This is a genomic window from Rhizobium sp. N324 (assembly GCF_001664485.1).
In the GTDB taxonomy this organism is placed as follows: domain Bacteria; phylum Pseudomonadota; class Alphaproteobacteria; order Rhizobiales; family Rhizobiaceae; genus Rhizobium.
Genome location: NZ_CP013634.1, coordinates 328,821 through 352,725, shown reverse-complemented (window position 1 = coordinate 352,725; position 23,905 = coordinate 328,821). Strand labels below are relative to the sequence as shown.

Sequence of the window (23,905 nt, the reverse complement as noted above, 5' to 3'; positions counted from 1 at the left end):
CCATGACCCGCATGACAGCCAAGGATTTCCCGCAGGAACTTCTCGAACTCTACGATTATTACGCGCATGGGAAGATCACCAAACGCGAGTTTCTCGACCGGGCCGGCAAATTCGCCGTCGGCGGGCTGACGGCAGCCGCCATTCTCTCGTCGCTGAGCCCCGATTATGCGCTGGCGACCCAGGTCGAATTCACCGATCCCGATATAACAGCCGAATACATCACCTATCCCTCGCCGAAAGGAAATGGCGACGTCCGCGGCTATCTCGTCCGCCCGAAAAACGCCGCCGGCAAAGTCGCCGCCGTCGTGGTCGTGCACGAGAACAGAGGCCTCAACCCCTATATCGAGGACGTGGCGCGGCGTGTGGCAAAGGCCGGTTTCATCGCCCTGGCGCCGGACGGGCTGACGTCGGTCGGAGGTTACCCCGGCAATGACGAAAAGGGGCGGGAGCTGCAGCAGAAGGTCGACCCGGAAAAGCTGATGAATGACTTCTTCGCGGCCGTGGAGTTTCTGATGAAGAGCGATCTCACCACCGGCAAGGTCGGCATCACCGGCTTCTGCTATGGCGGCGGCGTCGCCAATGCCGCGGCGGTCGCCTATCCCGAACTTGCCGCCGCCGTGCCTTTCTACGGCAGGCAGCCGCGCGCCGAGGACGTGCCGAAGATCAAGGCGCCGCTGCTTCTCCATTATGCCGGACTGGACAAGGGCATCAACGAAGGCTGGCCGGCCTATGAAACGGCGCTGAAATCCTCTCAAAAAACCTACGAGGCCTATGTCTATCCCGACGTCAACCACGGCTTCCACAATGATTCCACGCCGCGCTACGACGAAGCGGCGGCCAAGCTCGCCTGGCAGCGAACGGTCGACTGGTTTACGAAATACCTCGCCTGAGAGGGCGTGGCTTGAATGACGGCGGGCGGCGTTCCCCACCTTCCGGCTTGCGGCCGGCCGATGAACATGCACGGTCAGCGATGGCATTGACGCGCCCTTCTGCTGCATAATCGCCTTGCAAGCATGGAGGATGCGGTGCTGCTCAAGGGCGAACGAACCTTCGTGGTGCGGGATGCGGGCGGCTTCGTCGCCCACGTCAATATGCCGGGATGGCTGAAGCCGAGGCCGACCGATCACGGCCATGGCCCGCTCGCCATGGTCGTCGAATCCCTTCTTGATCCCGGCCGGCAGATCGCGATGCATGAGCACCGGAACGACGAGATCATTTCCTGGGTGCCCGACGGCGTCATGCGTCACGACGACAGGGCCACCGGCCGGCTGGTGATCGACCGCGACCACCTGATGGTGATGAATGCCGGCGCAAGCTTCTGGCATTCCGAAGAGACGCTGGCATCCGACCCGCCGCTGCGGATGCTGCAGATTCTTATTCGACCCCGCGCAGCCGATCTCGAGCCGAAGATCCAGTACGGACCGGTCCCGGCGGCCGCGGCAAACACCTGGCGGCACCTGGTCGGACCGGAGGGAGAAGGTGCGCCATTTTATGTCCGCAGCACGATCGACGTCTTCGACATCCGGCTGGAGGCGGGCGCAAGGGTGGAATTCCCCTATCAGCAGGGCCGGGACCTCTATTTCTACGTCTTCACCGGTTCCGTCGCCGCCGGCGCGCAGACCTTCGCCGAAGGCGAACAGGGACTGGCTTTATCGGGGGGCAGGCTCGAGGTCGAAGCGGCGGCCCCGAGCATGCTGGTCGCCTTTGTGCTCGATCCGAACGCGCCGGTCACCCGGCAGGGGACGATCGGCGATCACAGGAAGATCCCGCCGGCAATTCTCGTTCGCGCATTTCTAAGGTGGAGGAAATTTCGCCATATGTGGTATCGTCTTTTTTCGCAACGCCGCCCGAAGGCCAAAAAGGCGATGTGAAACGAAACAAGACGGAACAAGGATGCCCCTAATGGGTTTCGAACCTTAGCGTTCAATAGGAGGAGCATTATGCCTACGGTTGCCGCGACATCGATCACTCCACCGGATCAGCACCTCGTCACAGCGCGCGAAGCCATCGAGCCGCTTTACGAGAAGCTCGAGCTTCAAACGGAATCGCTGGTGCTGGCCGCGGCGCTGGAGGCGGGATGGTCTCCGGACGAGGCGACGAAGGCATTGGCGGCGCTGAGACTGCAGGACGCTCTTTCTACCCTTGACGAACGAACCAGCCTGTAAATTCCGAGAACATCCGCTGTTTCTGGCAACGCCGGCAGCATTGCTGTCGGCTATCGCGAGCCGCCGGTTTTGCGTCGGCTGCGGCTGACCGTCATTCCGGCGATAATCAGAACAATTCCGGTCGCGTTCGCCCAGAACGAGGTTGGAACGGCGCTGAGATAATCGAAAGCCACCCCGGTCACCATCTGGCCGCCAATGATCAGCAGCGCCGCATTGACCGCGCCGATGCGCGCGATCGCCCAGCTGCCCGCCGCCACGAAGACGACGCCGATCGGACCGCCGAGATAGATATACCAGGGCGCCTCGGCGGCGCCTGCCGGAAGCAGGCCGCCGACAAAGAGGCCGAGGCAGGTGAGGACGGCAAAGCCGACGGCATGGTTCCAGAAGGATGCGATCAGCGGCGTGGTGGAGATGCTCAAACGCCCATTGAGCTGGCGGCTGAGGCCGACGAGCACGCCGCCGAGGCACGCCAGGAGAATGAAGACCATCATGCTCCACCTCGCCCGAACAGGATGATGAGCGCACCGCCGGTGACGACCAGGCCGAGCGCGGCGATATCTCTGATATCCGGGCGCCGTTTCGGCAGACCGAACAATCCCCAGCTGTCGGCCGCCAGGCTGAAGGCGACCTGGCCTGCCAGTCCCAAAGCCAGGGTGCCGGAGAGCCCGAGCGGCGAGTTGACCGTCGTCGAGGTCAAAATGACTGTTGCGGCGCCGGATACCCCGCCGAGATAGGCCCACAAAGGTGCGAGGCCGGTTTTTCCCGCCATCGGTCTGCGCCGGCGGTAGAGCGCCAAAAGAAGAATGACGGCGGCGACCATGCCTGTGCCGTGAGCGGTCCAGGAGGAGAACAGCGGATTGCCGTAACGTGCCAGCTCCCCATTGAGATGCACCATAAACGTCAGAAGCCCACCGGTCGCAAAAGCGCCGATGAAATAGATGGGATGCGGATTGCGTGCCGCTTCGATGGTCATTGCAGATCCCGTCATAGAATCGATTGCGCCCGGAGTTTTTCAGATTGCTACCACAGCGCGCGCCGCTTTTCAGGAGCCGCAAAAGACGCTGCAGAATTGCCGCGTCCTGTATCCGGCCGGAGCTTTCGGCTTCGGCATCGGAGTGCTAAAGCGCGTCGCGATCTTTCAGATTCGCTTCTCGTGCTTTAGGCCTTTGTTTTAACGCATGTCGTTGTCGCAAAACCGCTGCGCACTTTTGCGCGACATGCTCTAAACGGCAGCGTTTGCACTTAAAGGAAATATGATGAGAAAATTGCTTCGCCTGCTGCTGGTCATCGCTCTGGCCGTCGTCGTCTTTACCGGTTTTCGCTGGTATCGCTATGTCAGCAACACCGACAGCCCCTATGATGAAATCGGCATCACGCTCAACAATGCCATGCCCGGCCCGATCAACAGCTGGGGCTGCGCCAAGCTGAAAACCACCTTCGCCACGTCTCTGCCACCCTATGGCTGCGCCGGCGCCGACGGGACGCAGTGGAAGTAATGCCGCCAGGCTGCGCCGACGGCGCAGCCTGAATTGCCTCGCAGTGGTTACCCGAACACCCAGCTCAGGCATGGGTCAGATCGGCCAGACGGCCAGCAGGGCCGGCACGCTGACCAGCACGACGATGAGTGAGAGCGGCAGGCCCAATCGCGCATAGTCGCCAAATCGATATCCGCCCGGCGCCATGACCAGCGTGTTGCACTGGTGGCCGATCGGCGTGAGGAAATCACAGCCGGCGCCGATCGCCACCGCCATCAGAAAGGCGTCGGGCCGGTAGCCGAGCTTGGCGGCAAAGGTCGCGGCGATCGGCGCCATGACCAGAACGGTCGCTGCATTGTTCAAAAACGGCGTCACGGCCATGGCCGCAACCAGGATCAATGCCAGAGCGCCGAACGGCGGCAGCATCTCGGCGGTGCGCGACAGCAGGTCGGCGATGATGTCGGTCGTTCCGGTGGTTCTGAGCGAATCGCTGATCGGGATCAGCGCGGCCAGCATGATCAGAATGGGCGCATCGAGATGATGGTAGACCTCGCGCAAGGGAATGGACCCGGTAACCACCATCAGAAAGGCGGCGGCGAAAAATGCCGTCGCGACGGGGATGCCGCCGAAGGCCGTCGCCGCCATCGTCGCCAGCAGGATGATGACGGGGATCATGCCGTTGCGGGCGTTGCCGAGCTTCAAATCCCGTTCGACCAGCGGCAGGCAGCCCCATTCGCGCAAGAGATCCGGCAGCTTCTGCAAGTCGCCCTGCAGCACCAGGACGTCGCCGTTGCGGATTTTGATCTCGCCCAGACGCTCGGTGATGCGCCTGTCGCGGCGGCTGACGGCAAGAAGGTTGAGGCCGGTATTGTGGAAGAGCGAGACGTCTTTGGCGCTGACGCCGATCAGGCGGGAATGTTCGCCGACGATAGCTTCGACGGAACTGATATCCTGGCGCATCTCCGGCTCGTGTTTACGATCGGACAGCTGCAGCCTGGCCTCGCTGACGATCTTGTCGAGGGCGCTTTGCTCGCCCTCGATAATCAGAAGATCGCCATCCTTGAGCACGGTGTCGGGAAGCGGCGTTCGTCTTTGGCCGCTGCCGCCGATAATCGCCGTCACCATCGCATCGCCGCCGGCCGGCTTCTGCAGCCAGCTGACGGAGCGGCCGATCGCCGCCGACGGCGAGATGACCTTGGCTTCGGTCGTGTAGTTCTTGATCGCCACCGCCTCATCCATCGACGTTTCCACCCGCGATCTCTCAGGCAGCAGCTTGTAGAACAGCGCCAGAAAGACAACGCCGGCGACCGAGAGCGCCAGGCCGACGGGCGTATAGTCGAACATCGTGAACGGCTGCCCGGTGATCTCCTCGCGCACCCGGGAAACGATGATATTCGGCGATGTGCCGATCTGCGTCATCAGCCCTCCGAGCAGCGAGGCGAAAGACATCGGCATCAGGAACATCGACGGCGAGACGCGGGATTTGCGGGCCATCTGCACGGCAACCGGGATCATGATCGCCAGCGCCCCGATATTCTTGACGAAAGCCGACAGGGCGGCGACGATGGCGACCAGAATGATCAGCTGCATCCGCGGCCCGCGTCTTTCCGGAGAAAATCGGCGCAGCGCCAGATCCATGATCCCGGATCTCGATATCGCCGCACTGACGATCAGCGCGCTGCCGACGATGATGACGATGTCATCGGCAAAACCGGAAAAGGCAATTTTAGCAGGGACGATGCCGACGATGACTGCTAGGAGAAGCGAACTCACGGCGACGATATCGTATCGGTAACGGCCCCATACGAAGGCACCCATCATGAGCGCGATGATGAGAAGAGAGAGCCATTGGTCAACGCGCATGTTTGCATCCCGGTGGTAGCAATTAACGTTTGAAGCACGAGAACGATGCGACGCGCCGGCGAAATTTTTTCGTCGCTTTTGTCGCCGACAGACCGAATGCGCCGGCAAGACCGCCGCTGGAAAAGGCCATCATGGAACTTCCAGCCGCCGGCCGGCATTTCGTGCGTGGATGCTGCTTGCGGGAACGACCATGGCCAGTGACAACCTCTCGACATATCGATCGAAGCGCGACTTTCAAAAGACGGCGGAGCCGAGCGGCGAGAAGCAGATCGCCCGCAGCAACCGTCACCGCTTCGTCATCCAGAAACATGACGCCACCCGGCTGCATTACGATTTGCGGCTGGAGCTCGACGGCGTCTTCAAATCCTGGGCTGTGACCAAAGGCCCGTCTCTCGATCCGCACGACAAGCGGCTGGCCGTCGAGGTCGAGGATCACCCGCTCGATTATGGCGACTTCGAAGGCACGATCCCGAAAGGCCAGTATGGCGGCGGCACGGTGATGCTGTGGGACCGCGGCTATTGGGAGCCCGAGGGAAAGAAGAGCCCGCAACAGGCGCTTGCCAAGGGCGACTTCAAGTTCACCCTGGAAGGCGAACGGCTGCACGGCAGCTTCGTGCTGGTGCGCATGCGCAACGATCGCAACGGCGGCAAGCGAACCAACTGGCTGCTGATCAAGCACCATGACGAATTCTCGGTCGAGGAAGACGGCGCAGCGGTGCTTGACGAGAACGACACCTCTGTCGCCTCCGGCCGGACGATGGACGCAATCGCCGCCGGCAAGGGCCGCAAGCCAAAGCCGTTCATGCTCAAGGGCGGCGATCTCAAGGCGGATGCGGTCTGGGACAGCAATCACGGGCTGGCCGCCGAAGAGAGGAAGGAGGAGGGCCGAACCGGCAGGACGCCGAAAACAGCGCCAATCGACCTCCCGGATTTCATTGCGCCACAGCTTTGCCAGACCCTGGAGCGTCCGCCGCCCGGCGAGGGCTGGATCCACGAGATCAAGTTCGACGGCTACCGTATCCAGATGCGCATACTCGAGGGCGAGGTGACGCTGAAGACCCGGAAAGGGCTCGACTGGACCGGCAAATATCCCGAGATCGCCGAGGCGGCATCGGCGCTGCCCGACGCCATCATCGACGGCGAGATCTGCGCTCTCGACGATCATGGCGCCCCGGATTTCGCCGCCCTGCAGGCCGCCATTTCGGAAGGCAGGACCGGCGATCTCGTTTATTTCGCCTTCGATCTTCTCTACAACGGTGGCGAGGACCTGCGCTCTCTGCCCGTCGTCGAGCGCAAGGCGCGGCTGCAAAGCCTGCTGTCGGAGGCCGGCGATGAGCCTCGGATCCGTTTCGTCGAGCATTTCGAGACCGGCGGCGATGCGGTCCTGCGCTCCGCCTGCAAACTGTCGCTGGAAGGCATCGTCTCCAAACAGGGCGATGCGCCCTATCAATCCGGCCGCACCGACAGCTGGGCGAAGTCGAAATGCCGCGCCGGCCATGAAGTGGTGATCGGCGCCTATGCCAAGACCAACGGCAAATTCCGATCGCTGCTGGTCGGCGTCTACCGCGGCGACCACTTCGTCTATGTCGGCCGCGTCGGCACGGGATATGGCGCCAAGAAAGTGGAAACGCTGCTGCCGAAGCTGCAGGCGCTCGAGGCGACGAAATCGCCCTTCACCGGCATCGGCGCGCCGAAGAAGGAGGCCGAGGTCACCTGGCTGAAGCCCAAGCTGGTGGCGGAAATCGAATTCGCCGGCTGGACCGCCGACGGCATCGTCCGCCAAGCGGCCTTCAAGGGCTTGCGCGAGGACAAGCCGGCGAGAGAGGTCAAGGCCGAACGGCCGGCCAGGCCTGAAGAGACCGAGGTGCCGGAGCCGGCGGCGGAGGTGAAGGCGAGGCCCGCCCGCCGAATGGGCGCCAAGGCCGAGGTGATGGGGGTGATGATCTCCAATCCGGACAAGCCGCTGTGGCCGGATGCCAATGACCGTCGGCCGGTGACCAAGGAGGAGCTCGCCCGCTATTATGAAGCCGTCGGCGGCTGGATGATCACGCATATCGAGGGGCGTCCCTGTTCGATCATCCGTACGCCCGATGGGCTCGGCGGCGAGCAGTTCTTCCAGCGCCATGCGATGCCCGGCACCTCGAACCTTCTCGAACTCGTCAAGGTCTTCGGCGACAAGAAACCCTATCTGCAGATCGACCGGGTCGAGGGCCTGGCCGCCGTCGCGCAGATCGGCGCCGTCGAGTTGCATCCCTGGAATTGTGAACCGCATAAGCCGGAGGTGCCCGGCCGGCTGGTGTTCGACCTCGACCCCGGCCCCGACGTGCCGTTCTCGACGGTCGTTTCCGCCGCCCGCGAGATGCGCGATCGTCTCGAGGCGCTCGGTCTCGTCGGTTTCTGCAAGACAACAGGCGGCAAGGGCCTGCATGTCGTCACGCCGCTTGCGATCAACAAGCGCAAGCCGCTTTCCTGGGCGGAGGCGAAGAGCTTCGCGCATGACGTCTGCCAGCAGATGGCGCGCGACAATCCCGATCTCTATCTGATCAAGATGACCAAGAGCCTGCGGAACGGCCGCATCTTCCTCGACTATCTCCGCAATGACCGGATGGCGACGGCGGTGGCACCTTTGTCGCCCCGTGCCCGGCCGGGCGCCACCGTGTCGATGCCGCTGACCTGGAGCCAGGTCAAATCGGATCTCGACCCCAAACGCTTCACCATCCGCACCGTGCCGGCGCTGCTGTCGAAATCATCGGCCTGGGAGGATTATGGCGACGGCCACCGCCCGCTGGAGCAGGCAATCAAACGCTTAGGCAAAGTCTTAAGCGCGGGTTGAGCATTGCGAACGGCAGAGCTTGTCCGTGACCGGCTTGTTTTAGCGGGATGAACTTTCTCCGCGTGCCGTCTTGCCCTTCGTAAAACCGCTCCCAATTACGGCGGAGTGGATTGCCGACATCAAGCGTTTGACAATCCTCTCCCCCTGAGGTCTACTGGCCCACTTACCGGACCAGTAGACCTCAGGGGGAGGGCATGGCGATGGATGTGCGGGCCATGCTCGAAGAGGTTGCGACGCTGGGCGGCGCGCCGAAGAAGTCGATGAAAGACTTCGTCGTCCAGAAAATCGCGACCTTTATCGCCACCGGCATCCTCAAGACAGGCGATCCGCTGCCCAGCGAACGTGAACTGGCTGGCGCGCTTTCGGTCAGCCGCGAGACCGTCCGCGGCGCGATCCTCATCCTTTCCACGCACGGTATTCTCTCGGTTGCGCAGGGAACGCGCACGGTGGTGGCATCGGAAGATGTCGGCGAACTGGCTGTCCAGGCGGCGCGCTATCGCGACATTGCGGCCTATAGTCTCGACAATGTTCATGAGGCGCGGCTGCTGATCGAAGCACAGGTCGTCAGGGCCGCCGCGGTCAAGATGGACGCGTCGACGCTTGATTATCTCGGCAAGTCGATCGCGGCACAGGAAGCCGCCTGTGACGATCCCGTCCGTTTTTTGATCTGCGACCGCGAATTTCACACCGCCATCTACCGTTCCAGCGGCAATGCGGTTCTGGCCGACATGGCCGCCGATCTTTATTCCTATCTTCTGAGCCACCGCAGGCGCGTCGTCTCGCAGCCCGGCACGATCGCCACGAGCATCGCCGATCACCGGCTGATCCTCGCCGGCCTGGAGACGCGGGATCCGGACGCCGCATGCGCAGCCTTCGCGATCCATGAAACCCGCATTTACACGACAACCAAACTGCTCCTCGCCTAGTTCGCAGGCAAAGAGCGGGTGAGACACGTCATCGAAGACAGGGGGAAGAGGATGCATATTCTCATTATCGGAGCGGGAGGAATGATCGGCCGGAAGCTCGCCGCCAGCTTGGCGCGCAGCGGTTCCCTCGGCGCTCGAACGATCACCCGCATGACGCTTGTGGATATCGCGCCGCCGCCGGTGCCGTCAGGCGTCGTTGCCTCGGTCGAAGCGCTGGCGGCCGACATTTCCGAAGGCGATGCGGCGCAAGCCCTGGCGGCTCGCCGGGCCGACGTGATCTTCCATCTCGCCGCGATCGTTTCCGGCGAGGCCGAGCGCAATTTCGACCTCGGCTACCGGGTCAATCTCGATGGCACACGATTGCTGTTGGAGGCGATCCGGCACGAGGGAAGCCGGCAAGCCTATGTTCCCCGGCTCGTCTTCTCTTCGTCGATCGCGGTCTACGGCGCGCCGTTTCCCGATCCGATCCCCGACGATTATGTCCAGGCGCCGCTCACCAGCTATGGCGTGCAGAAGGCGATATCCGAGCTTTTGCTGGCCGACTATTCGCGCCGCGGCTTCGTCGACGGCGTCGGAATTCGACTGCCGACCATCGTCATCCGGCCGGGTGCGCCGAACGCCGCCGCGTCCGGCTTCTTTTCCGGAATCCTGCGAGAGCCGCTGGCCGGCCAGCGGGCGGTTCTTCCCGTGGAGGAGACGGTCAAGCACTGGCTGGCAAGCCCGCGTTCCGCCGTCAAATTTCTGATCCACGCCGCAACGCTCGACACATCGTCGCTGGGTGCACGCCGCACGCTGACCATGCCGGGGGTTGCCGCCACCGTTGCCGACCAGATCGCCGCATTGCGCCGCGCCGCCGGCCCCGAGGCGGTCGACCTGATCGACCGCCGCCGCGACGAGGTCATCGAAGGGATCGTCGCCGGATGGCCGAAATCCTTTACGCCTGATCGTGCGACGCAACTGGGTTTCACAGCCGAAACCAGCGTCGACGAGCTGATCGAGGTCTATCTCGCCGAGGACGCTCCGGCAGCGTCCCGAGGCAATTGAGGAAAGGGTGGAGGGGGTCCCGCGCGGGACCCCCACAGATGCGGGATTGCGGTGGCTGACGGAGTTGGGAGAGATGGCAGCCGCCGGCAAGACAGAGTGAGATACGAATATTTAAAGCATGTAGCGCTCGATTTCTGGGAGGAGTGAGTATGGCAGGCGTTCAATTCGCGGATGTGCGGAAATCCTTCGGTGTGCATCCGGTCATCAAGGGCGTGGATATCGACATTGCCGATGGGGAATTCGTCATCCTCGTCGGCCCCTCGGGCTGCGGCAAGTCGACCCTTCTGCGGATGCTGGCAGGGCTCGAGAATATTTCCGGCGGCGAGATCAAGATCGGCGGGCGCGTGGTCAACACGCTGCCGCCGAAGGACCGCGACATCGCCATGGTCTTTCAGAACTACGCGCTCTATCCGCATATGACGGTAGAGCAGAACATGGGCTTCTCGCTGATGCTCAACAAGGCGCCGAAGGCGGAGGCCGAAAAGCGGGTGAAATATGCCGCCGGCATCCTCGGTCTCGACAAATTGCTCGACCGCTATCCGCGCCAGCTTTCCGGCGGCCAGCGCCAGCGTGTCGCCATGGGCCGGGCGATCGTGCGCGATCCGGAAGTCTTTCTGTTCGACGAACCGCTCTCCAACCTCGATGCCAAGCTGCGCGTCGCCATGCGCGCCGAGATCAAGGAGCTGCACCAGCGGCTGAAAACCACCACCGTTTACGTCACCCACGACCAGATCGAGGCGATGACCATGGCCGACAAGATCGTCGTCATGCATGACGGCATCGTCGAGCAGATCGGATCGCCGCTCGAACTTTACGACAAGCCCGCCAATCTGTTCGTCGGCGGCTTCATCGGCTCGCCGGCGATGAACATGATCAAGGGCAGGCTCGACCCGGAAGACGCCCGCCAGTTCGTCGCCGCCAATGGCACGCGGCTGCCCGTCGCCGATCCGCCCGCAAGTGCGGTGGGGCGCGAACTCGTCTATGGGCTGCGCCCCGAATATATCTCGCTCGATCCGAACGGTGTGCCGGCCGAGATCGTGGTGATCGAACCCACCGGCTATGAGACCCATCTGACCGTTCGCCTCGGCGGCAGCGATGTCAGCTGCGTATTCCGGGAGCGCGTCAATGCCCGCCCGGGCGAAGCGATCCGCGTGGCGATCGACGCTTCGCACGTCCATCTCTTCGATGCCGAAGGCGGCCAGAGATTGACCGACTGATGCCATCCGGCGGCGCGGGAGGGGAGGAGCCTTCCCCGCCGCCGGAGCGCAAGCATTCCGTGGGCGCTTCCGCTCCGGGGATGCCAGGCCGCCGTCCACCCAAGCGGGAGGTGGACGCCGGAGAATTGCTTCCGCTGTTTCAATGAGGAGGAATCTCATGACGATCAAGAGACGTGAATTTCTTGCTGCATCGGCAGCCGTTGCCGGCGCTGCCGGCTTCGGCATCAAGCCATCTTTTGCGCAGGCCGAACCGACCTACACGCCGGAAAGCGGCGCCAGCCTGCGGCTGCTGCGCTGGACGCCTTTCGTCAAGGGCGACGAGGAGGCCTGGATCGCCAACACCAAGAAATTCACCGAAGCGACCGGCGTCGAAGTGCGCATCGACAAGGAAAGCTGGGAGGATATCCGCCCGAAGGCTGCGGTTGCCGCCAATGTCGGTTCCGGCCCCGATCTCATCATGTGCTGGTTCGACGACGCCCACCAATATCCGGACAAGCTGGTCGACCTCACCGAACTCGGCAATTACCTCGGCAACAAGTATGAGGGCTGGTACGACGGCGTGAAGGGCTATGCGACGCGCGGCGACACCTTCATCGCCATGCCGCTGACGGCGATCGGCAATGCCGTCGTCTATCGCGACAGCCATGTGAAGGCTGCCGGTTTCAACGAATTCCCCAACGATACCGCAGGCTTCCTCGAACTGTGCAAGGCGATGAAGGCAAAGGGCACGCCGGCCGGCTTCCCGCACGGCAAGGCGGTCGGTGACGGCAACAATTACGCCCACTGGCTGCTCTGGAGCCATAATGGCAAGATGGTCGACGAAGGCGGCAAGGTAACGATCAACAGCCCGGAGACGCTGGCTTCGATCAACTATGCCAAGGAGCTCTACGCGACCTTCATTCCGGGCACGGAAAGCTGGCAGGACGTCAACAACAACCGCGCCTTCCTGGCCGGCCAAGTCTCGCTGATCGCCAACGGTGTTTCGGTCTATTACACCGCCAAGAACGACCCGAAGCTCGCCGAGATCGCCAAGGACATCCGCACGACCAACTTCCCGATCGGCCCGGTCGGCAAGAGCGTCGAGCTTTGCCAGACGAGCTCGCTGCTTCTGTTCAAGCACACCAAATATCCGGAAGCCGCCAAGGCCTACATCAAGTTCATGATGGAAGCCGACCAGATGAATGCCTGGATCCAGGGCTCCAGCGCCTATTGCTGCCAGCCGCTCAAGGCCTTCGCCAAGAACCCGGTCTGGACCGCCGATCCGGTCCACGCGCCCTATGCGCGCGCCTCGGAAAAGCTGCGCCCGAACGGTTATGCCGGCCCGCTCGGCTACGCCTCGGCGGCAACCATGGCCGACTACGTTCTGGTCGACATGTATGCCGCCGCCGTCACCGGCCAGATGTCGCCTGAGGATGCGATGAAGGAAGCTGAACGCCGGGCAAACCGCTACTATCGCGTCTAGGCCCCGCTCAATGCATGTCGCCCGGAAGTGTGTAGCGGTTCCGGGGATACCGACATGCATGGAAACAAGCGGCATGCCGGCGTCGGCATGCCGCACGCTCCTCGGAGAGTCCAAACGCGATCTGGAGATAAGCAATGTCGATGGCAAATTCGGGGAATGGACGTGGGCCGGTCTCTTCGCTCCTGCAGAACAACAATGTGCTCGGCTTCCTGTTCATGCTGCCGGCGGCGGTGTTCCTTGTCTGCTTTCTCACCTACCCGCTGGGGCTCGGGGTCTGGCTCGGCTTCACCGATACGCGGATCGGCCGCGACGGCATCTTCATCGGGCTGGAGAACTACCAGTTCCTGATGGATGACTCGGTCTTCTGGCTGTCGGTGTTCAACACCGTCCTCTACACCTTCGTCGCCTCGGTGCTGAAATTCGCGCTCGGCCTCTGGCTGGCGATGCTGCTCAACCAGCATCTGCCCTATAAATCCTTCTTCCGGGCGATCGTCCTGCTCCCCTGGGTGGTGCCGACGGTGCTTTCGGCGCTGGCCTTCTGGTGGATCTACGATTCCCAGTTCTCGATCATCTCCTGGTCGCTGATGAAACTGGGGCTGATCAGCGGGCCGATCAACTTTCTCGGCGATCCGATCAATGCGCGCATATCCGTCATCGTCGCCAATGTCTGGCGCGGCATTCCCTTCGTGGCGATCTCGCTGCTTGCGGGGTTGCAGACGATCCCGGCGTCGCTGCAGGAGGCAGCCTCGCTCGACGGCGCCACCAGCTGGCAGCGTTTCCGCTATGTGACGCTGCCGATGCTGACGCCGATCATCGCCGTCGTGATGACCTTCTCGGTGCTTTTCACCTTTACCGATTTCCAGCTGATCTACGTGCTGACCAAGGGCGGGCCGGTCAACGCCACACATCTGATGGCGACGCTCTCGTTCCAGCGCGGCATTCCCGGCGGCCAGCTCGGCGAGGGTGCGGCGATCGCCGTCGCCATGGTGCCCTTCCTGCTCGGCGCGATCATGTTCAGCTTCTTCGGCCTGCAGCGGCGCAAATGGCAGCAGGGCGGCCAGGATTAGGAGAATGACGATGTCGACACATTCAAACACAGCCGATCGGGCCAACACCGCAGATCAGGTCGTGACCGACAATGCCGAAGGCATGAGCTATCTGAACCGCCTGCCGCGGCGGATCGTGATGCTGTATCTGCCGATGGCGGTTTTCGTCTTCGTGCTGCTCTTCCCGTTTTACTGGATGGCGATCACCGCGGTGAAACCCAACGAGCAGCTGACCGACTATACAAATTACAGCCCGTTCTGGGTGGTCGGACCGACGATTGCGCACATCAAATACCTGTTCCTCGAGACATCCTATCCGGGCTGGCTGTGGAACACGATGCTGGTCGCGGTCTGCTCCACCTTCCTCTCGCTGGTGGCGTCGGTCCTCGGCGCCTATGCGATCGAGCGCGTCCGCTTTACCGGCTCACGCTCCGTCGGCCTGGTGATCTTCCTCGCCTATCTCGTGCCGCCTTCGATCCTCTTCATCCCGCTTGCCTTCATCGTCTTCAAGCTCGGGATTTACGATTCCCGGCTGGCGCTGATCTTCACCTATCCGACCTTCCTCATTCCCTTCTGCACCTGGCTGCTGATGGGTTACTTCCGCTCGATCCCCTTCGAACTGGAAGAAAGCGCCCTGGTGGATGGCGCCAACCGGTGGCAGATTTTGACCAAGATCATCCTGCCGCTGGCCGTGCCGGGGCTGATCTCAGCCGGCATCTTCGCCTTCACGCTATCCTGGAACGAATTCATCTATGCCCTTACTTTCATTCAGTCATCGGAGAATAAAACCATTCCCGTCGGCGTGCTGACCGAACTGGTGCGCGGCGATGTCTTCGAATGGGGGGCGCTGATGGCGGGCGCGCTGTTCGGCTCGCTGCCGGTGGTCATCCTCTACTCGTTCTTCGTGGATTATTACGTGTCCTCGATGACGGGTGCGGTGAAGGAGTAGCCCTACCGACCGGGCCGATCAAGGAACGCCAATTCGGCTGCTCTTTGACCCACGCCGCAGCCTTCCGCACTCTCCATAACGGGTTGTCGCGCCGGCAGGCGTTGCACTTTCTGCTATGCCATGCCAGAAAATGCGCGATCGTGGGATGTGGCCGAGAGGGGGTTCCATTGAGTTTGAGTCTGGCAAAGATTGAGGAGCTTTCTCCGGATCAAGGCTCGCTCCCTGAAGCTTCTCAAACTCTCGATCTGGCCGACGCTCGCAGAGGACGGATCAGGCCTCATCTGGGGCGATTGCCAAGGCTCCGGCGCCACGCCCTACAGAATTTCCGTCACTGAAGCCAATGCCGGCTATAAATGCAGTTGCCCGAGCCGGAAGTTTCCCTGCAAGCATTGGCTTGCCCTGATGTGGATGCGCGCCGACGGCAAGGTCGATTTTGCGTTCGCCGTTCCGGCAGACCAAGCAGCAGCAGTGCTCGGTTCGTCGCGAGCGTGGCGACGGCCGTTTCGATCAATCGCCGGTTCCCGACATATTTGGCCGATACCGGTATTCCATCCGCCAAGGAGATAGGTGACGACCGCCTGCGGAGAGAGCTTCCAACTGGCGGGCCGGCGACGGTCATCGCCCCTTCGCAAGGGCGGCCAGCTCGCCAGCGTAGATCTGTTCTGCAGGACGGCGAAGTTCGGCTTCAGGCATTTGCGGTCTCCAGGCTGTCCAGAAGGTTGAGGAGAAGAATGGCATTGTTGCTTTTGGCAGGATCGAGTCCGGTAAGATGCGGCGCGCAGGGTCGAACGCATCGATGACGGGCACAGGACGGCCATGCTGTCGACAATATCAGTTTCGAAGCGCGTAATAGCTGCGCGTGCTCTTGATGGATCGGGATCGATCGCTGCGCAGCTGTGATCGACCCTGATAAGTTCTTAACGGGTTGGAAGGCCCAGCTGAAGAGGCTGTAAGGGCAGGCCGAGATAGGTCTGGCTGAGGCGATCGAGATCGCCGTTCAACTGGCTGTAGTAGATGAAGCTGTTCACCCAGGCGAGAAAGTTCAGCTCTCCCATCCGCACCGCCATGTGCGCCGGCGAGGACCGGAGCGCGATCAGCAGCTCCATTTCCTTGTCCGGATTCTGCTTCTTCAGCGCCGCGACGGTCGTCGTGCTCGACGTCAGCAGATCGGTCTGGCCGGAGAGGAAGGCCGTTGCGGAGGTGGAGTCTGATTCGAATTGCTTCACCTGGGCGCTTGGATTTCTTGACAGGATCGCTTGCGTCGCAGCGGCTCCGCGCGTCGCGGAAACCGTGTAGGCGTTCAGATCGTCGAGCGTGGAAACAGGCAGGCTCTTGGGTCCGAACACGCCGAGCACCGTGTTCACATAGGGCGCGGAATAGAGAACCTGCTTGGCGCGCTCCGGCGTGATGCCAAGGTTGGAGATCACGAGGTCCGCTTTGTCGGTGACAAGAACGGCGACGCGATTGGCCGATGGTACGCCGACCGTTTCGAGCTTGACGTTCAAGGCCTTGGCGACCATTTCCGCCATTTCGATATCGAACCCGACGGGCTTGCCGTCGGCGCCGACGGATCCGAAGGGCGGGCTGTCCAGCGACACGGCGACGCGGATGACGCCGCTCGACAGAATGTCCTGGAGCCTGTCGGCCCAGGCGTTCGTCGCGGCACCCGCAACGCCGATAACGATGGCGAGGGCTTTGATCAGTTTCTTTTTCATGAGGTTCCCCTTTTCTTGGTGATTAATGGAGGACGGCGCTGAGGAAGGAGCTCAGCTCCGCTGTCTTCGGATCGGAAAGAACGGCTTTCGCCGGGCCGTCCTCCCACACCTTGCCTTTGTGCATGAACACGACCCTGGTGCCGAAACGTTTGGCAAAGCCTATTTCGTGGGTGACGAGGATCATCGTCATGCCTGCCGCCGCCACGTCCTCCAGGACTTTCAGGACCTCGCCGGTCAGTTCGGGATCGAGCGCGGAAGTGACCTCGTCGAACAGCATTACCTTGGGCTTCATCGCCAGCGATCTCGCGATCGCCACGCGCTGCTGCTGCCCGCCGGAAAGCTGGCGCGGCAAATGATCGAGCTTGTCTTCGAGGCCGACCCGCCGCAGCGCCTCCCCGGCGAGGGCGCGCAGCTCATCTTTGGGAAGGCCCTGCACGAGCTTCGGCGCCAGGGTAATGTTTTGCCCCACCGTCAGGTGCGGAAACAGATTGTAGCTCTGGAAAACCATGCCGACCTGCTGGCGCAGTTTTCTGAGATCCGTCTGCGGGTCGTTCACGGTGATTCCGTCGACGACGACCGAGCCGTTCTGGATCGCTTCCAGGCCGTTGATACAGCGCAACATCGTGCTCTTGCCCGAGCCGGACCGCCCGAGGACGGATACGATTTCGCCCGGCTGGATATCAAGGGAGACGTCGTGCAGCACCGTCAGCGGCCCGAACCGCTTCTCGACGTTTTTCAGTTCAACGATTGACATCAAGCTTCCTTTCCCGGCCGCGGCTCCACGTGGTGAGCGGGTAGCAAATGACGAAGTAGATCGCTGCGACGATCGAATAGGCGAGCAGCGGCTTGTAGGTCGCCGCGGAGAGGAATTGACCGCTCTGGGTCAGTTCGTAGACGCCGATGGTCGATGCGAGCGAGGTGTTCTTGAGAAGCTGGACGGCAAAGCCGATTGTCGGCGGAATCGCAATCCGGATGGACTGGGGCAGGATCACCCGCGTGAACTGGTGAACGATGCCGAGCCCGAGCGAGGATGCCGCCTCCCATTGCGTGGCCGAGACCGATCGCAAGGCGCCGTACCAGGTCTCCCCCAGAAACGCGCCGCCGTAGATCGAGAAGCCGATCGAGACCGCGAGCCAGGCGGAAATGTTGAAGCCCAGCGTGGCGAGCCCGAAGAACAGAAGGAACAGCCAGACCAAGAGAGGCGTGCCCTGCACGATTTGCACATAGACGATCGCGAGCCACCGGACCGGCGGGATGCGGGAAAGGCGGAGTGCGGCGATAGGAAGCCCGAGCAGAGACGATCCGGCGAATGCCACCAGGGAGAGGAGAAGGGTGGTTCCGGCGGCCTCGACGATCGTCAGCAAGTCGAGCAGTTGGATGTCGCGGATCATTCGTCCCCTCCAAAGCACAGCAGGTAGATGGTGGCGAAACCGGCCCTGAAGAGAAGGGCGAGCGCCAGATAGAGCGCGCCGATGAGCAGGTAGATCTCGAAGTCGCGATAGGTCATCGCCTGGACGATCGAGCCCATGTGGAACAGGTCGGATACCGCGATTTGCGAGACCACCGAGGTCGACAGCATGAAGAAGACGAACTGGCTGGCGAGCGCCGGGAACATGTCCTTGATGGCGGGCACGAGGACGACGTACCGGAACACCTGGTAGCCCGACAGTCCAAGGCATGCCCCCGCTTCCTTCTGGGATTGCGGAACGGCCTCGATGCCGGCACGGATGATCTCTGCGAGATATGCCCCGAGATACATGACGAAGCAGATCATCGCCGCATAGAGCCCGGGGATGCGGATGCCGAGGCTCGGCAGTCCGAAATAGACTGTGAAGAGCTGAACCAGAAGCGGCGTGTTCCTGATGACCTCGATATAGACGGTGACCGTCCTTGCCGCCCATCCAGGCCCATAGACGCGCGTTACGGCGACGGCGATGCCGAGCAGCAGCCCGCCGCCAAGAGCAATGCCGGACAGGCCCAAGGTGAGCAGCAGCCCATCCAGGAACAGGTTCCAGGCAGAGAGCACATCCCGAAATTGAAGTTGATACATGGTAAGACCTGCCGACTTCGGTTTGTGGTGCATCGGCGCGCGGGGCTGGCCGGCGCGCCGATACCGGCGATTAGAGCGGAAAAACTTCCACCCGGCGAAACTCGACGCGCTGCTCCGTCACCTGCAGCGCGACCTTGCCGTGATCGGTCGTGCAATCGTAACCGTCGTTGACGAGGACGCCGTTCAGCCAGATGCGCAGGGCGCGTCCCTTGCACTCGAACGCCATCCTGTTCCATTCGCCGAGCGGAGCTTCGGCGTCGACGATCTTGACGATGTGGCGGCCATCCTGATCGCCGCCGCCGGGCTTTTGGCCCTTTTCCAGCGGTCGCCGTTCGGGATTGTCACAGAGGATGTTGTCGATGATGCAGTAGATATCGCCTGCATCATGATGCCGGATCTTCACGTCGAGCGATTGCGGGAAAATGTTCTTCGATTTCGTCCGAAGCATGCGAAGCTTCGAGACATGGACGAGAATGCTTCCGCCACCGCCCTCGCCGGACAATCGGTAGTCCACTTCGAGGCGGTAGTTCCGAAACGCGTTTTCCGAAACCAGATGTCCCACCGCCTTGCCGGGAGTGACGATGACGCCATCATTGACTTCGACGATATCGGGCGACGACGGGTCTTCGTCACGCGCCGGAATATCCGAGAACCATCCGGAAAGATCCTTGCCGTTGAAGAGCACGATTTTTTCAGTCGGCTCGACGATTTCAAGGGTGGAAATATCGGCTGAATTGCTCATCTGAACCTCCCCGCCTCACGTCACGATCAGCTTGGAAAGCGTGTTGTAGCCGAGCCGCAAGCCGGCGCGCTCCTGGCTGTAATTGCTGACCACGTCGGCCTCCGACCTGATCGAGTGGATCGTCTGCATGCTCGCGAAGACGTCATCCTCATGCTCGATGTCGAGATTGCCCTGGTAGCCCGAGACGATGACGGCGCTGATGAACTTCGGCCAGTCGACCTCGCCCCAACCCGGCGCGCGCGCGCGCCACCAGCGGCGGTCGAGGCCCTTTTTCGGCGCGAAGGAGCGCCCGAGAATCCCGCTCCGGGCGAGGATCTTCCGGTCGATCTCCATGTCCTTGGCGTGAACATGGAATACCTTGCTGGCATAATCCTTGATCGCCTGGCAGTAATCGATGCCCTGCCAGACGAGATGCGACGGATCGAATTCGAGGCCGAGGCGGTCGGAGGGAACGGCGTCGAAGATTACGTCCCAGATTTCCGGGCTGTAGGCGATGTTGTTGCCCTTCATCGTTACGACGTTGATCATCGGGCAATTTTCGAGGGCGATCTTCACGTTCGATTTTTCGGCGAGATCGCAATACCGGGAGAAAAGCTCCTTAAAAGCAGGGATGTTCTCCTCGACATTGAGCCGCGGGTCCTGGCCGGCGAAGGTCGCCACCACCTCGACGCCGAGGCGAGAGGCGAGGTTCATGACCTTGGGCAGGTAAGCTTGCGCCGCCTCGCGTTCATGATCGTCGGGATGCAGGTAGTTGGGATAATATCCCAGAGCCGAGATCTGGATATTCTTGCTGTCGAGATCCCTGCGGATTTCCGCGAGCTCGGCGTCGGTCGTCGTGTTGGCGTCGAGGGCCGAACCCGGCCAGGCGGAGAGCTGCAGACTGGTGAAGCCGACCTCATGGGCGAACTCGGCGGTTTCCTTGGAATAGTTCGTGTAAAAACCGATTCTCACGGGAGTTGATCCTCTGGTTCGATGTCTTGGTGGAAAACGAAAACGCTTCAGCTGTTTCCATGCGAAAGACCATCGCGCCGAACGTGAGCCCCGGGGAGGTGCAAAAAACGCTAACCGGAATGCACGAAATGCACCACACTGCGAAAAATGCACATGATAGTTTTCGTCCCGCCTCCTTACGAAACCGTGGGTTCGATGCCTCGTAATTTGCCACCACTCACCGCCTTGCGGGCCTTCGATGCCGTCGCCCGGCTCGGCAGTCTCCGCTCGGCCGCGGAAAATCTGTCGATCCACCACACCGTGGTGGGGCGCCATGTCCGCAAGCTCGAGAATTGGCTCGGGGTCAAACTGCTCGACAGCAACTTTGCCGAGACGCGTTTGACCGATGCGGGAAAGGAGTATCACGAGCGTATCGCCGTGGCATTCGACCATATCGACGACGCGACATTCATGCTTCGCCCGTCGGGCCACCAGCAGCTGAAGGTGTGGTGCGGACCGGGCCTCAACAAATCGTGGCTAATGCCACGGATCGAAGAGATCAACCGCGCCGCCCGGGTCGATGTCGTGCTGTTGCGGGCAACCGATCATCTTCCGGATTTCCGGCGCTTCGAAGCCGATGTCGCCGTTCACTACGGGCGGGAGTACATCGCCTACAGCAACTCCGTCGAACTCTATCGGCCAAGGCATATCGCCGTCGCCAGCCGCGACTTCCTGGAACGCCATCCGGTGGCGGAGCCGCGCGACCTGCTCTCGGTTCCCCTGCTTCACGAGCAGACCACCGACGCTTGGGTGAGATGGCTGCACGCCAATGGCGTCAAGGCTCCCTCGACGCTCGGCGGCCAGAAGCTGGGCTACGCGCATATCGTCATCGAGGCCGCGGCGATCGGCCAGGGCGTGGCGCTTGCCAACGAGATCCTGGTCGCGCCCGAAATCGGTCAGGGCCGGCTGGTGGAAGCGGTTGCAACGGAAACCTACCTGGACTCCTATTATTTCTATGCCTCCAAGAGCCGGTGGAACGAGCCCGCCATCGCGCGACTTCGCCAGTATCTCGTCGATAATCTCGGCGCCTGACGGTCGCCTCATCGATCTCACGCCTCGATAATCCGCCGGGCGCGCAGGCGCTCCCGATGGAAGTTATAAAGATTGGCGGCGATGACGATCAGCGCTCCGGCCAGCACATTGGCTTTCACAGGGTCGTCGAATATCGCGACGCCGTAGGCAAGCGCCCAGACGAGCATCGTATATTGCAGGGGCGCGATTACCGACGCAGGCGCCCGGCGAAGGGCTTCGAGCGACACGAATTGCGCAACGCCCATGAAAAAGCCGGAACCGGCGGCAATGAGCAGGGCCTTGCCGTTCAGAGGCTGCCATTGGACGAGCGCGCCCGGCAAACCGACGAGCAGGATTCCGGCCAGCACGGCTGCGACCATGCTGACCCGGTCCTCTTCTTTGCCGATTTTCCGCATGATCAGGATGACGGCCGCGCTCGCCAAGACGCTGCCGAAGGCCGACAGATGCGCCAGGCTGAAATGGGTGGCGATCGGATCGATCATGACGAGAATTCCGAGGAAGCCGGCGACGATGACGGCGATCCTGTGCATTCCGACGGTTTCCCCGAGAACGGGAATGGAAGCGAGCGTAACGACGATCGGCGTGCAGAAAACGATCGCGTAGACCTCCGCCAGGGGAAGCGCCGAGAAGGCGTAGAAGCCGCAAAGCGTATTGACGCCCGCGAGCAGGCCGCGAATGGCGACCAGCGAGCGATTTCTGATACGTCTGCTGAAGCCGCCGCGCCGGAGCACCACAAGCATGAACGGTATGAACGCGAAGGCCACCTGAAGCAGGACAACCTGGAAAACCGGGACTTCCCGCGTCAACGCCTTTACAAGCATGTCGCTGGAACTGAATAGAAAATAAGCCGCCAAAGACAGTGGAATCCCTGCCAATGCCGGAACATCGGCAAATCTCACGCCCATCCGTCCGCCCCTCAAACAAGCGGCAATCTAGTTGCCAGCCGAAGGCGAACACGAGTGGCAAAAAACGCTTGTTCGAATGCAAAAACTGCACTTGGCGAACATAGCGCGATAGGTAGAGTGCCGATTTCGCTTATGAACAGCTCACCGGCATCCCCGCCAAACTCAGCTATAACCCCGGAAATTCCAGCTCCCGCCCAAATCAGGGAGCACTTCAGGGTCATCATGCCCGCCCGGGCGGTGGCACGATCGTCACCTGAAGTACTGCGAAGGGGTCAAGGCGCCCCCGTCAAAGTACGTCGGCTCTTCTATTGGAGGTGGAGCGCCGGTCCTACCAGAGATAGCTCGGTTTGCCTGAACAGCTTGCAACGTTTCGCTAAGTGGATTTCGGCCTCGATTATGCTTCGACCCGCATTGGCGTCAGCGCGTCGAAGCAAGCTTGATCCTGCCGGAGCCGCGTGTTCCGCTTTTGCCGCTAAGCGGATCCGCGGATCGTTAGTGTATGGGGCAAGAAGCGATGCATAGACTGCCGCCTGCCACTTTCAATGGTATTGATCAAGGTATCCATAGAACAATATCCGATTTCAAAGTGCGGCTGCGAAATAGTGGTTATTTGTGGCTCGCACATTGTGGATTCAATCGTCCCGTCAAAACCAACGACGGTGATATCGTTTGGGACTTTTCGTCCAGAAGCGCGAAGGGCATTCATGCACCCCAATGCCATCAGGTCGTTGGTGCAGAATATTGACGTGATGTCGGGATGGGACGAAAGAAGTGTAGCGGTTGCATCGATACCGCCCTGATATGTGTAGTCAGCCTCGAAAATAAGAGGGGTATCAGCAGCCATGCCTGCTTCTTTCAAAGCCGCTCGATAGCCTCGCTCACGCGCTTGGCCAGAGTAGGTCGAACTCTTGCGCAGCAAACCAATCCTCTTATGACCATGCGATAGGAGATAGGCCGTCAGGTCTTTTGCGGCAGCCTCGTCGTCAATCGAAACGCCCGCAACCCGCGCAGGCACGAATTCGCTACATTGTACGATGTTGTACCGCTTCGCAGCCTTTTCAAGCTCCTTGGCCGATAAAGTACTACCGAACAGGACTGCGCCGTCAAAGACCCGTTTTGCGAGTTGATCCATGAGATCTACCTCACGGTCGTAGGTTTTCGAGGTTGGAGCAAAAAATACCTTGTACCCTCCTTCCGTCGCTCGGCGCTCCATCCCCCGAAACAATTCATCGACGACAGGGGAAGTAAGGTTTGCCGCCGTAACCATGATCCGCCGCGTCTGCGACATACGCAACTCGCGTGCAATCGAGCTTGGCTCGTACTGCATCTGCTTGATCACCTTAAGGACGCGCTCCCGTTTCTCCGGTGTGATGTGCGGATATCCGTTGACCACCCTGGATACGGTTGCCGTCGAAACCTCAGCCATCTCTGCGATGTCCTGGATAGACAGCTTCCCTACTTTCCTCGTCATTAGACCCCGTCTTTTTCAGC

23 protein-coding genes and 2 pseudogenes are annotated in these 23,905 nt (G+C 61.5%); 13 read left to right on the top strand and 12 right to left on the bottom strand.

Annotated elements, in window-relative coordinates; all coding sequences use genetic code 11:
* The first annotated feature begins 2 nt into the window (after nucleotides 1-2).
* The 3 genes from yghX to AMK05_RS29305 all read left to right on the top strand — a co-directional run bounded on the left by yghX (nucleotide 3) and on the right by AMK05_RS29305 (nucleotide 2,165).
* Complete coding sequence (gene yghX / locus AMK05_RS29315; protein WP_064843559.1) at nucleotides 3-890, top strand: YghX family hydrolase; 888 nt, start codon at nucleotides 3-5, stop codon at nucleotides 888-890.
* A 135-nt stretch (nucleotides 891-1,025) separates the two neighbouring features.
* Complete coding sequence (locus AMK05_RS29310; RefSeq protein ID WP_064843845.1) at nucleotides 1,026-1,871, top strand: pirin family protein; 846 nt, start codon at nucleotides 1,026-1,028, stop codon at nucleotides 1,869-1,871.
* A 69-nt stretch (nucleotides 1,872-1,940) separates the two neighbouring features.
* A complete protein-coding gene (locus AMK05_RS29305; RefSeq protein WP_064843557.1) occupies nucleotides 1,941-2,165 on the top strand; it encodes a hypothetical protein in 225 nt (74 codons plus the stop codon).
* A gap of 50 nt (nucleotides 2,166-2,215) precedes the next feature.
* Here the strand turns inward: AMK05_RS29305 and AMK05_RS29300 are convergent, their stop codons facing one another.
* Nucleotides 2,216-2,656 (bottom strand): DMT family transporter, encoded by a 441-nt coding sequence (locus AMK05_RS29300; RefSeq protein ID WP_064843555.1) that lies wholly within the window; start codon nucleotides 2,654-2,656, stop codon nucleotides 2,216-2,218.
* Complete coding sequence (locus tag AMK05_RS29295) at nucleotides 2,653-3,138, bottom strand: DMT family transporter (RefSeq protein WP_064843553.1); 486 nt, start codon at nucleotides 3,136-3,138, stop codon at nucleotides 2,653-2,655. Before AMK05_RS29295 ends, AMK05_RS29300 begins: the two co-directional genes overlap by 4 nt.
* 283 nt (nucleotides 3,139-3,421) lie before the next feature.
* Here AMK05_RS29295 and AMK05_RS29285 point away from each other — a divergent pair, with 283 nt between their 5' ends.
* Nucleotides 3,422-3,661 (top strand): hypothetical protein, encoded by a 240-nt coding sequence (locus AMK05_RS29285; protein WP_064843542.1) that lies wholly within the window; start codon nucleotides 3,422-3,424, stop codon nucleotides 3,659-3,661.
* Between the two features lie 75 nt (nucleotides 3,662-3,736).
* On the opposite strand, the gene AMK05_RS29280 is transcribed toward AMK05_RS29285, so the two are convergent.
* Nucleotides 3,737-5,503, bottom strand: a complete 1,767-nt coding sequence (locus AMK05_RS29280) for an SLC13 family permease (protein WP_064843540.1) — start codon at nucleotides 5,501-5,503, stop codon at nucleotides 3,737-3,739.
* Between the two features lie 190 nt (nucleotides 5,504-5,693).
* On the opposite strand from AMK05_RS29280, the gene ligD reads away from it, so the two are divergent.
* The 8 genes and pseudogenes from ligD to AMK05_RS35860 form a co-directional block, all read left to right on the top strand.
* Nucleotides 5,694-8,336 carry a DNA ligase D gene (gene ligD, locus AMK05_RS29275; protein WP_064843844.1) on the top strand — a complete coding sequence of 881 codons (2,643 nt, stop codon included), beginning with the start codon at nucleotides 5,694-5,696 and terminating at the stop codon, nucleotides 8,334-8,336.
* Nucleotides 8,337-8,536: 200 nt separating this feature from the next.
* Nucleotides 8,537-9,262, top strand: a complete 726-nt coding sequence (locus AMK05_RS29270) for a FadR/GntR family transcriptional regulator (protein WP_064843539.1) — start codon at nucleotides 8,537-8,539, stop codon at nucleotides 9,260-9,262.
* Nucleotides 9,263-9,313: 51 nt separating this feature from the next.
* The gene (gene denD, locus AMK05_RS29265; RefSeq protein WP_064843537.1) at nucleotides 9,314-10,306 is read left to right on the top strand and encodes a D-erythronate dehydrogenase; all 993 of its coding nucleotides are present in this window, start codon (nucleotides 9,314-9,316) and stop codon (nucleotides 10,304-10,306) included.
* A gap of 149 nt (nucleotides 10,307-10,455) precedes the next feature.
* A complete protein-coding gene (locus AMK05_RS29260; protein ID WP_064843535.1) occupies nucleotides 10,456-11,523 on the top strand; it encodes an ABC transporter ATP-binding protein in 1,068 nt (355 codons plus the stop codon).
* Between the two features lie 157 nt (nucleotides 11,524-11,680).
* The gene (locus AMK05_RS29255) at nucleotides 11,681-12,985 is read left to right on the top strand and encodes an ABC transporter substrate-binding protein (RefSeq protein WP_064843533.1); all 1,305 of its coding nucleotides are present in this window, start codon (nucleotides 11,681-11,683) and stop codon (nucleotides 12,983-12,985) included.
* Nucleotides 12,986-13,119: 134 nt separating this feature from the next.
* The gene (locus AMK05_RS29250; RefSeq protein WP_064843529.1) at nucleotides 13,120-14,052 is read left to right on the top strand and encodes a carbohydrate ABC transporter permease; all 933 of its coding nucleotides are present in this window, start codon (nucleotides 13,120-13,122) and stop codon (nucleotides 14,050-14,052) included.
* 10 nt (nucleotides 14,053-14,062) lie between these two features.
* Complete coding sequence (locus AMK05_RS29245) at nucleotides 14,063-14,980, top strand: carbohydrate ABC transporter permease (protein ID WP_064843493.1); 918 nt, start codon at nucleotides 14,063-14,065, stop codon at nucleotides 14,978-14,980.
* A gap of 189 nt (nucleotides 14,981-15,169) precedes the next feature.
* Nucleotides 15,170-15,361 (top strand): annotated as a pseudogene (locus AMK05_RS35860) (hypothetical protein); the annotation flags it as partial.
* A gap of 67 nt (nucleotides 15,362-15,428) precedes the next feature.
* Here the strand turns inward: AMK05_RS35860 and AMK05_RS35855 are convergent.
* From AMK05_RS35855 to AMK05_RS29215, 7 genes and pseudogenes are all read right to left on the bottom strand, one after another.
* Nucleotides 15,429-15,673, bottom strand: a pseudogene (locus AMK05_RS35855) (ATPase); the annotation flags it as partial.
* 224 nt (nucleotides 15,674-15,897) lie between these two features.
* Nucleotides 15,898-16,695, bottom strand: coding sequence for a transporter substrate-binding domain-containing protein (locus AMK05_RS29240; protein ID WP_064843528.1), 798 nt, complete (start codon nucleotides 16,693-16,695; stop codon nucleotides 15,898-15,900).
* Between the two features lie 22 nt (nucleotides 16,696-16,717).
* A complete protein-coding gene (locus AMK05_RS29235; RefSeq protein WP_064843526.1) occupies nucleotides 16,718-17,449 on the bottom strand; it encodes an amino acid ABC transporter ATP-binding protein in 732 nt (243 codons plus the stop codon).
* Complete coding sequence (locus tag AMK05_RS29230) at nucleotides 17,436-18,086, bottom strand: amino acid ABC transporter permease (RefSeq protein WP_064843521.1); 651 nt, start codon at nucleotides 18,084-18,086, stop codon at nucleotides 17,436-17,438. Before AMK05_RS29230 ends, AMK05_RS29235 begins: the two co-directional genes overlap by 14 nt.
* The gene (locus AMK05_RS29225; RefSeq protein WP_064843520.1) at nucleotides 18,083-18,745 is read right to left on the bottom strand and encodes an amino acid ABC transporter permease; all 663 of its coding nucleotides are present in this window, start codon (nucleotides 18,743-18,745) and stop codon (nucleotides 18,083-18,085) included. The genes AMK05_RS29230 and AMK05_RS29225 overlap by 4 nt, the downstream gene beginning before the upstream one ends.
* A 70-nt stretch (nucleotides 18,746-18,815) precedes the next feature.
* The gene (locus AMK05_RS29220; RefSeq protein ID WP_064843519.1) at nucleotides 18,816-19,487 is read right to left on the bottom strand and encodes a 3-keto-disaccharide hydrolase; all 672 of its coding nucleotides are present in this window, start codon (nucleotides 19,485-19,487) and stop codon (nucleotides 18,816-18,818) included.
* Nucleotides 19,488-19,502: 15 nt separating this feature from the next.
* Complete coding sequence (locus AMK05_RS29215) at nucleotides 19,503-20,438, bottom strand: sugar phosphate isomerase/epimerase family protein (RefSeq protein ID WP_064843516.1); 936 nt, start codon at nucleotides 20,436-20,438, stop codon at nucleotides 19,503-19,505.
* A 195-nt stretch (nucleotides 20,439-20,633) separates the two neighbouring features.
* Between AMK05_RS29215 and AMK05_RS29210 the strand changes: the two genes are divergently transcribed.
* Nucleotides 20,634-21,509: a LysR substrate-binding domain-containing protein gene (locus tag AMK05_RS29210; protein ID WP_064843843.1), complete on the top strand. Its 876-nt coding sequence runs from the start codon at nucleotides 20,634-20,636 to the stop codon at nucleotides 21,507-21,509.
* A 17-nt stretch (nucleotides 21,510-21,526) separates the two neighbouring features.
* Here AMK05_RS29210 and AMK05_RS29205 read toward each other — a convergent pair whose 3' ends face one another.
* Both AMK05_RS29205 and AMK05_RS29200 read right to left on the bottom strand, forming a co-directional pair.
* Nucleotides 21,527-22,414 (bottom strand): DMT family transporter, encoded by an 888-nt coding sequence (locus AMK05_RS29205; protein WP_064843514.1) that lies wholly within the window; start codon nucleotides 22,412-22,414, stop codon nucleotides 21,527-21,529.
* 472 nt (nucleotides 22,415-22,886) lie between these two features.
* The gene (locus AMK05_RS29200; RefSeq protein WP_064843512.1) at nucleotides 22,887-23,885 is read right to left on the bottom strand and encodes a LacI family DNA-binding transcriptional regulator; all 999 of its coding nucleotides are present in this window, start codon (nucleotides 23,883-23,885) and stop codon (nucleotides 22,887-22,889) included.
* Nucleotides 23,886-23,905: the final 20 nt, after the last annotated feature.

Coding starts and splice junctions, on each gene's coding strand:
- AMK05_RS29220 (WP_064843519.1), bottom strand. CDS start 19,487: ATGAGCAATTCAGCCGATATTTCCACCCTTGAAATCGTCGAGCCGACT.
- AMK05_RS29270 (WP_064843539.1), top strand. CDS start 8,537: ATGGATGTGCGGGCCATGCTCGAAGAGGTTGCGACGCTGGGCGGCGCG.
- AMK05_RS29280 (WP_064843540.1), bottom strand. CDS start 5,503: ATGCGCGTTGACCAATGGCTCTCTCTTCTCATCATCGCGCTCATGATG.
- AMK05_RS29210 (WP_064843843.1), top strand. CDS start 20,634: ATGCCTCGTAATTTGCCACCACTCACCGCCTTGCGGGCCTTCGATGCC.
- AMK05_RS29200 (WP_064843512.1), bottom strand. CDS start 23,885: ATGACGAGGAAAGTAGGGAAGCTGTCTATCCAGGACATCGCAGAGATG.
- AMK05_RS29285 (WP_064843542.1), top strand. CDS start 3,422: ATGAGAAAATTGCTTCGCCTGCTGCTGGTCATCGCTCTGGCCGTCGTC.
- AMK05_RS29300 (WP_064843555.1), bottom strand. CDS start 2,656: ATGATGGTCTTCATTCTCCTGGCGTGCCTCGGCGGCGTGCTCGTCGGC.
- AMK05_RS29295 (WP_064843553.1), bottom strand. CDS start 3,138: ATGACCATCGAAGCGGCACGCAATCCGCATCCCATCTATTTCATCGGC.
- yghX (WP_064843559.1), top strand. CDS start 3: ATGACCCGCATGACAGCCAAGGATTTCCCGCAGGAACTTCTCGAACTC.
- ligD (WP_064843844.1), top strand. CDS start 5,694: ATGGCCAGTGACAACCTCTCGACATATCGATCGAAGCGCGACTTTCAA.
- AMK05_RS29235 (WP_064843526.1), bottom strand. CDS start 17,449: ATGTCAATCGTTGAACTGAAAAACGTCGAGAAGCGGTTCGGGCCGCTG.
- AMK05_RS29250 (WP_064843529.1), top strand. CDS start 13,120: ATGTCGATGGCAAATTCGGGGAATGGACGTGGGCCGGTCTCTTCGCTC.
- AMK05_RS29245 (WP_064843493.1), top strand. CDS start 14,063: ATGTCGACACATTCAAACACAGCCGATCGGGCCAACACCGCAGATCAG.
- AMK05_RS29205 (WP_064843514.1), bottom strand. CDS start 22,414: ATGGGCGTGAGATTTGCCGATGTTCCGGCATTGGCAGGGATTCCACTG.
- AMK05_RS29255 (WP_064843533.1), top strand. CDS start 11,681: ATGACGATCAAGAGACGTGAATTTCTTGCTGCATCGGCAGCCGTTGCC.
- AMK05_RS29260 (WP_064843535.1), top strand. CDS start 10,456: ATGGCAGGCGTTCAATTCGCGGATGTGCGGAAATCCTTCGGTGTGCAT.
- AMK05_RS29240 (WP_064843528.1), bottom strand. CDS start 16,695: ATGAAAAAGAAACTGATCAAAGCCCTCGCCATCGTTATCGGCGTTGCG.
- denD (WP_064843537.1), top strand. CDS start 9,314: ATGCATATTCTCATTATCGGAGCGGGAGGAATGATCGGCCGGAAGCTC.
- AMK05_RS29305 (WP_064843557.1), top strand. CDS start 1,941: ATGCCTACGGTTGCCGCGACATCGATCACTCCACCGGATCAGCACCTC.
- AMK05_RS29225 (WP_064843520.1), bottom strand. CDS start 18,745: ATGTATCAACTTCAATTTCGGGATGTGCTCTCTGCCTGGAACCTGTTC.
- AMK05_RS29230 (WP_064843521.1), bottom strand. CDS start 18,086: ATGATCCGCGACATCCAACTGCTCGACTTGCTGACGATCGTCGAGGCC.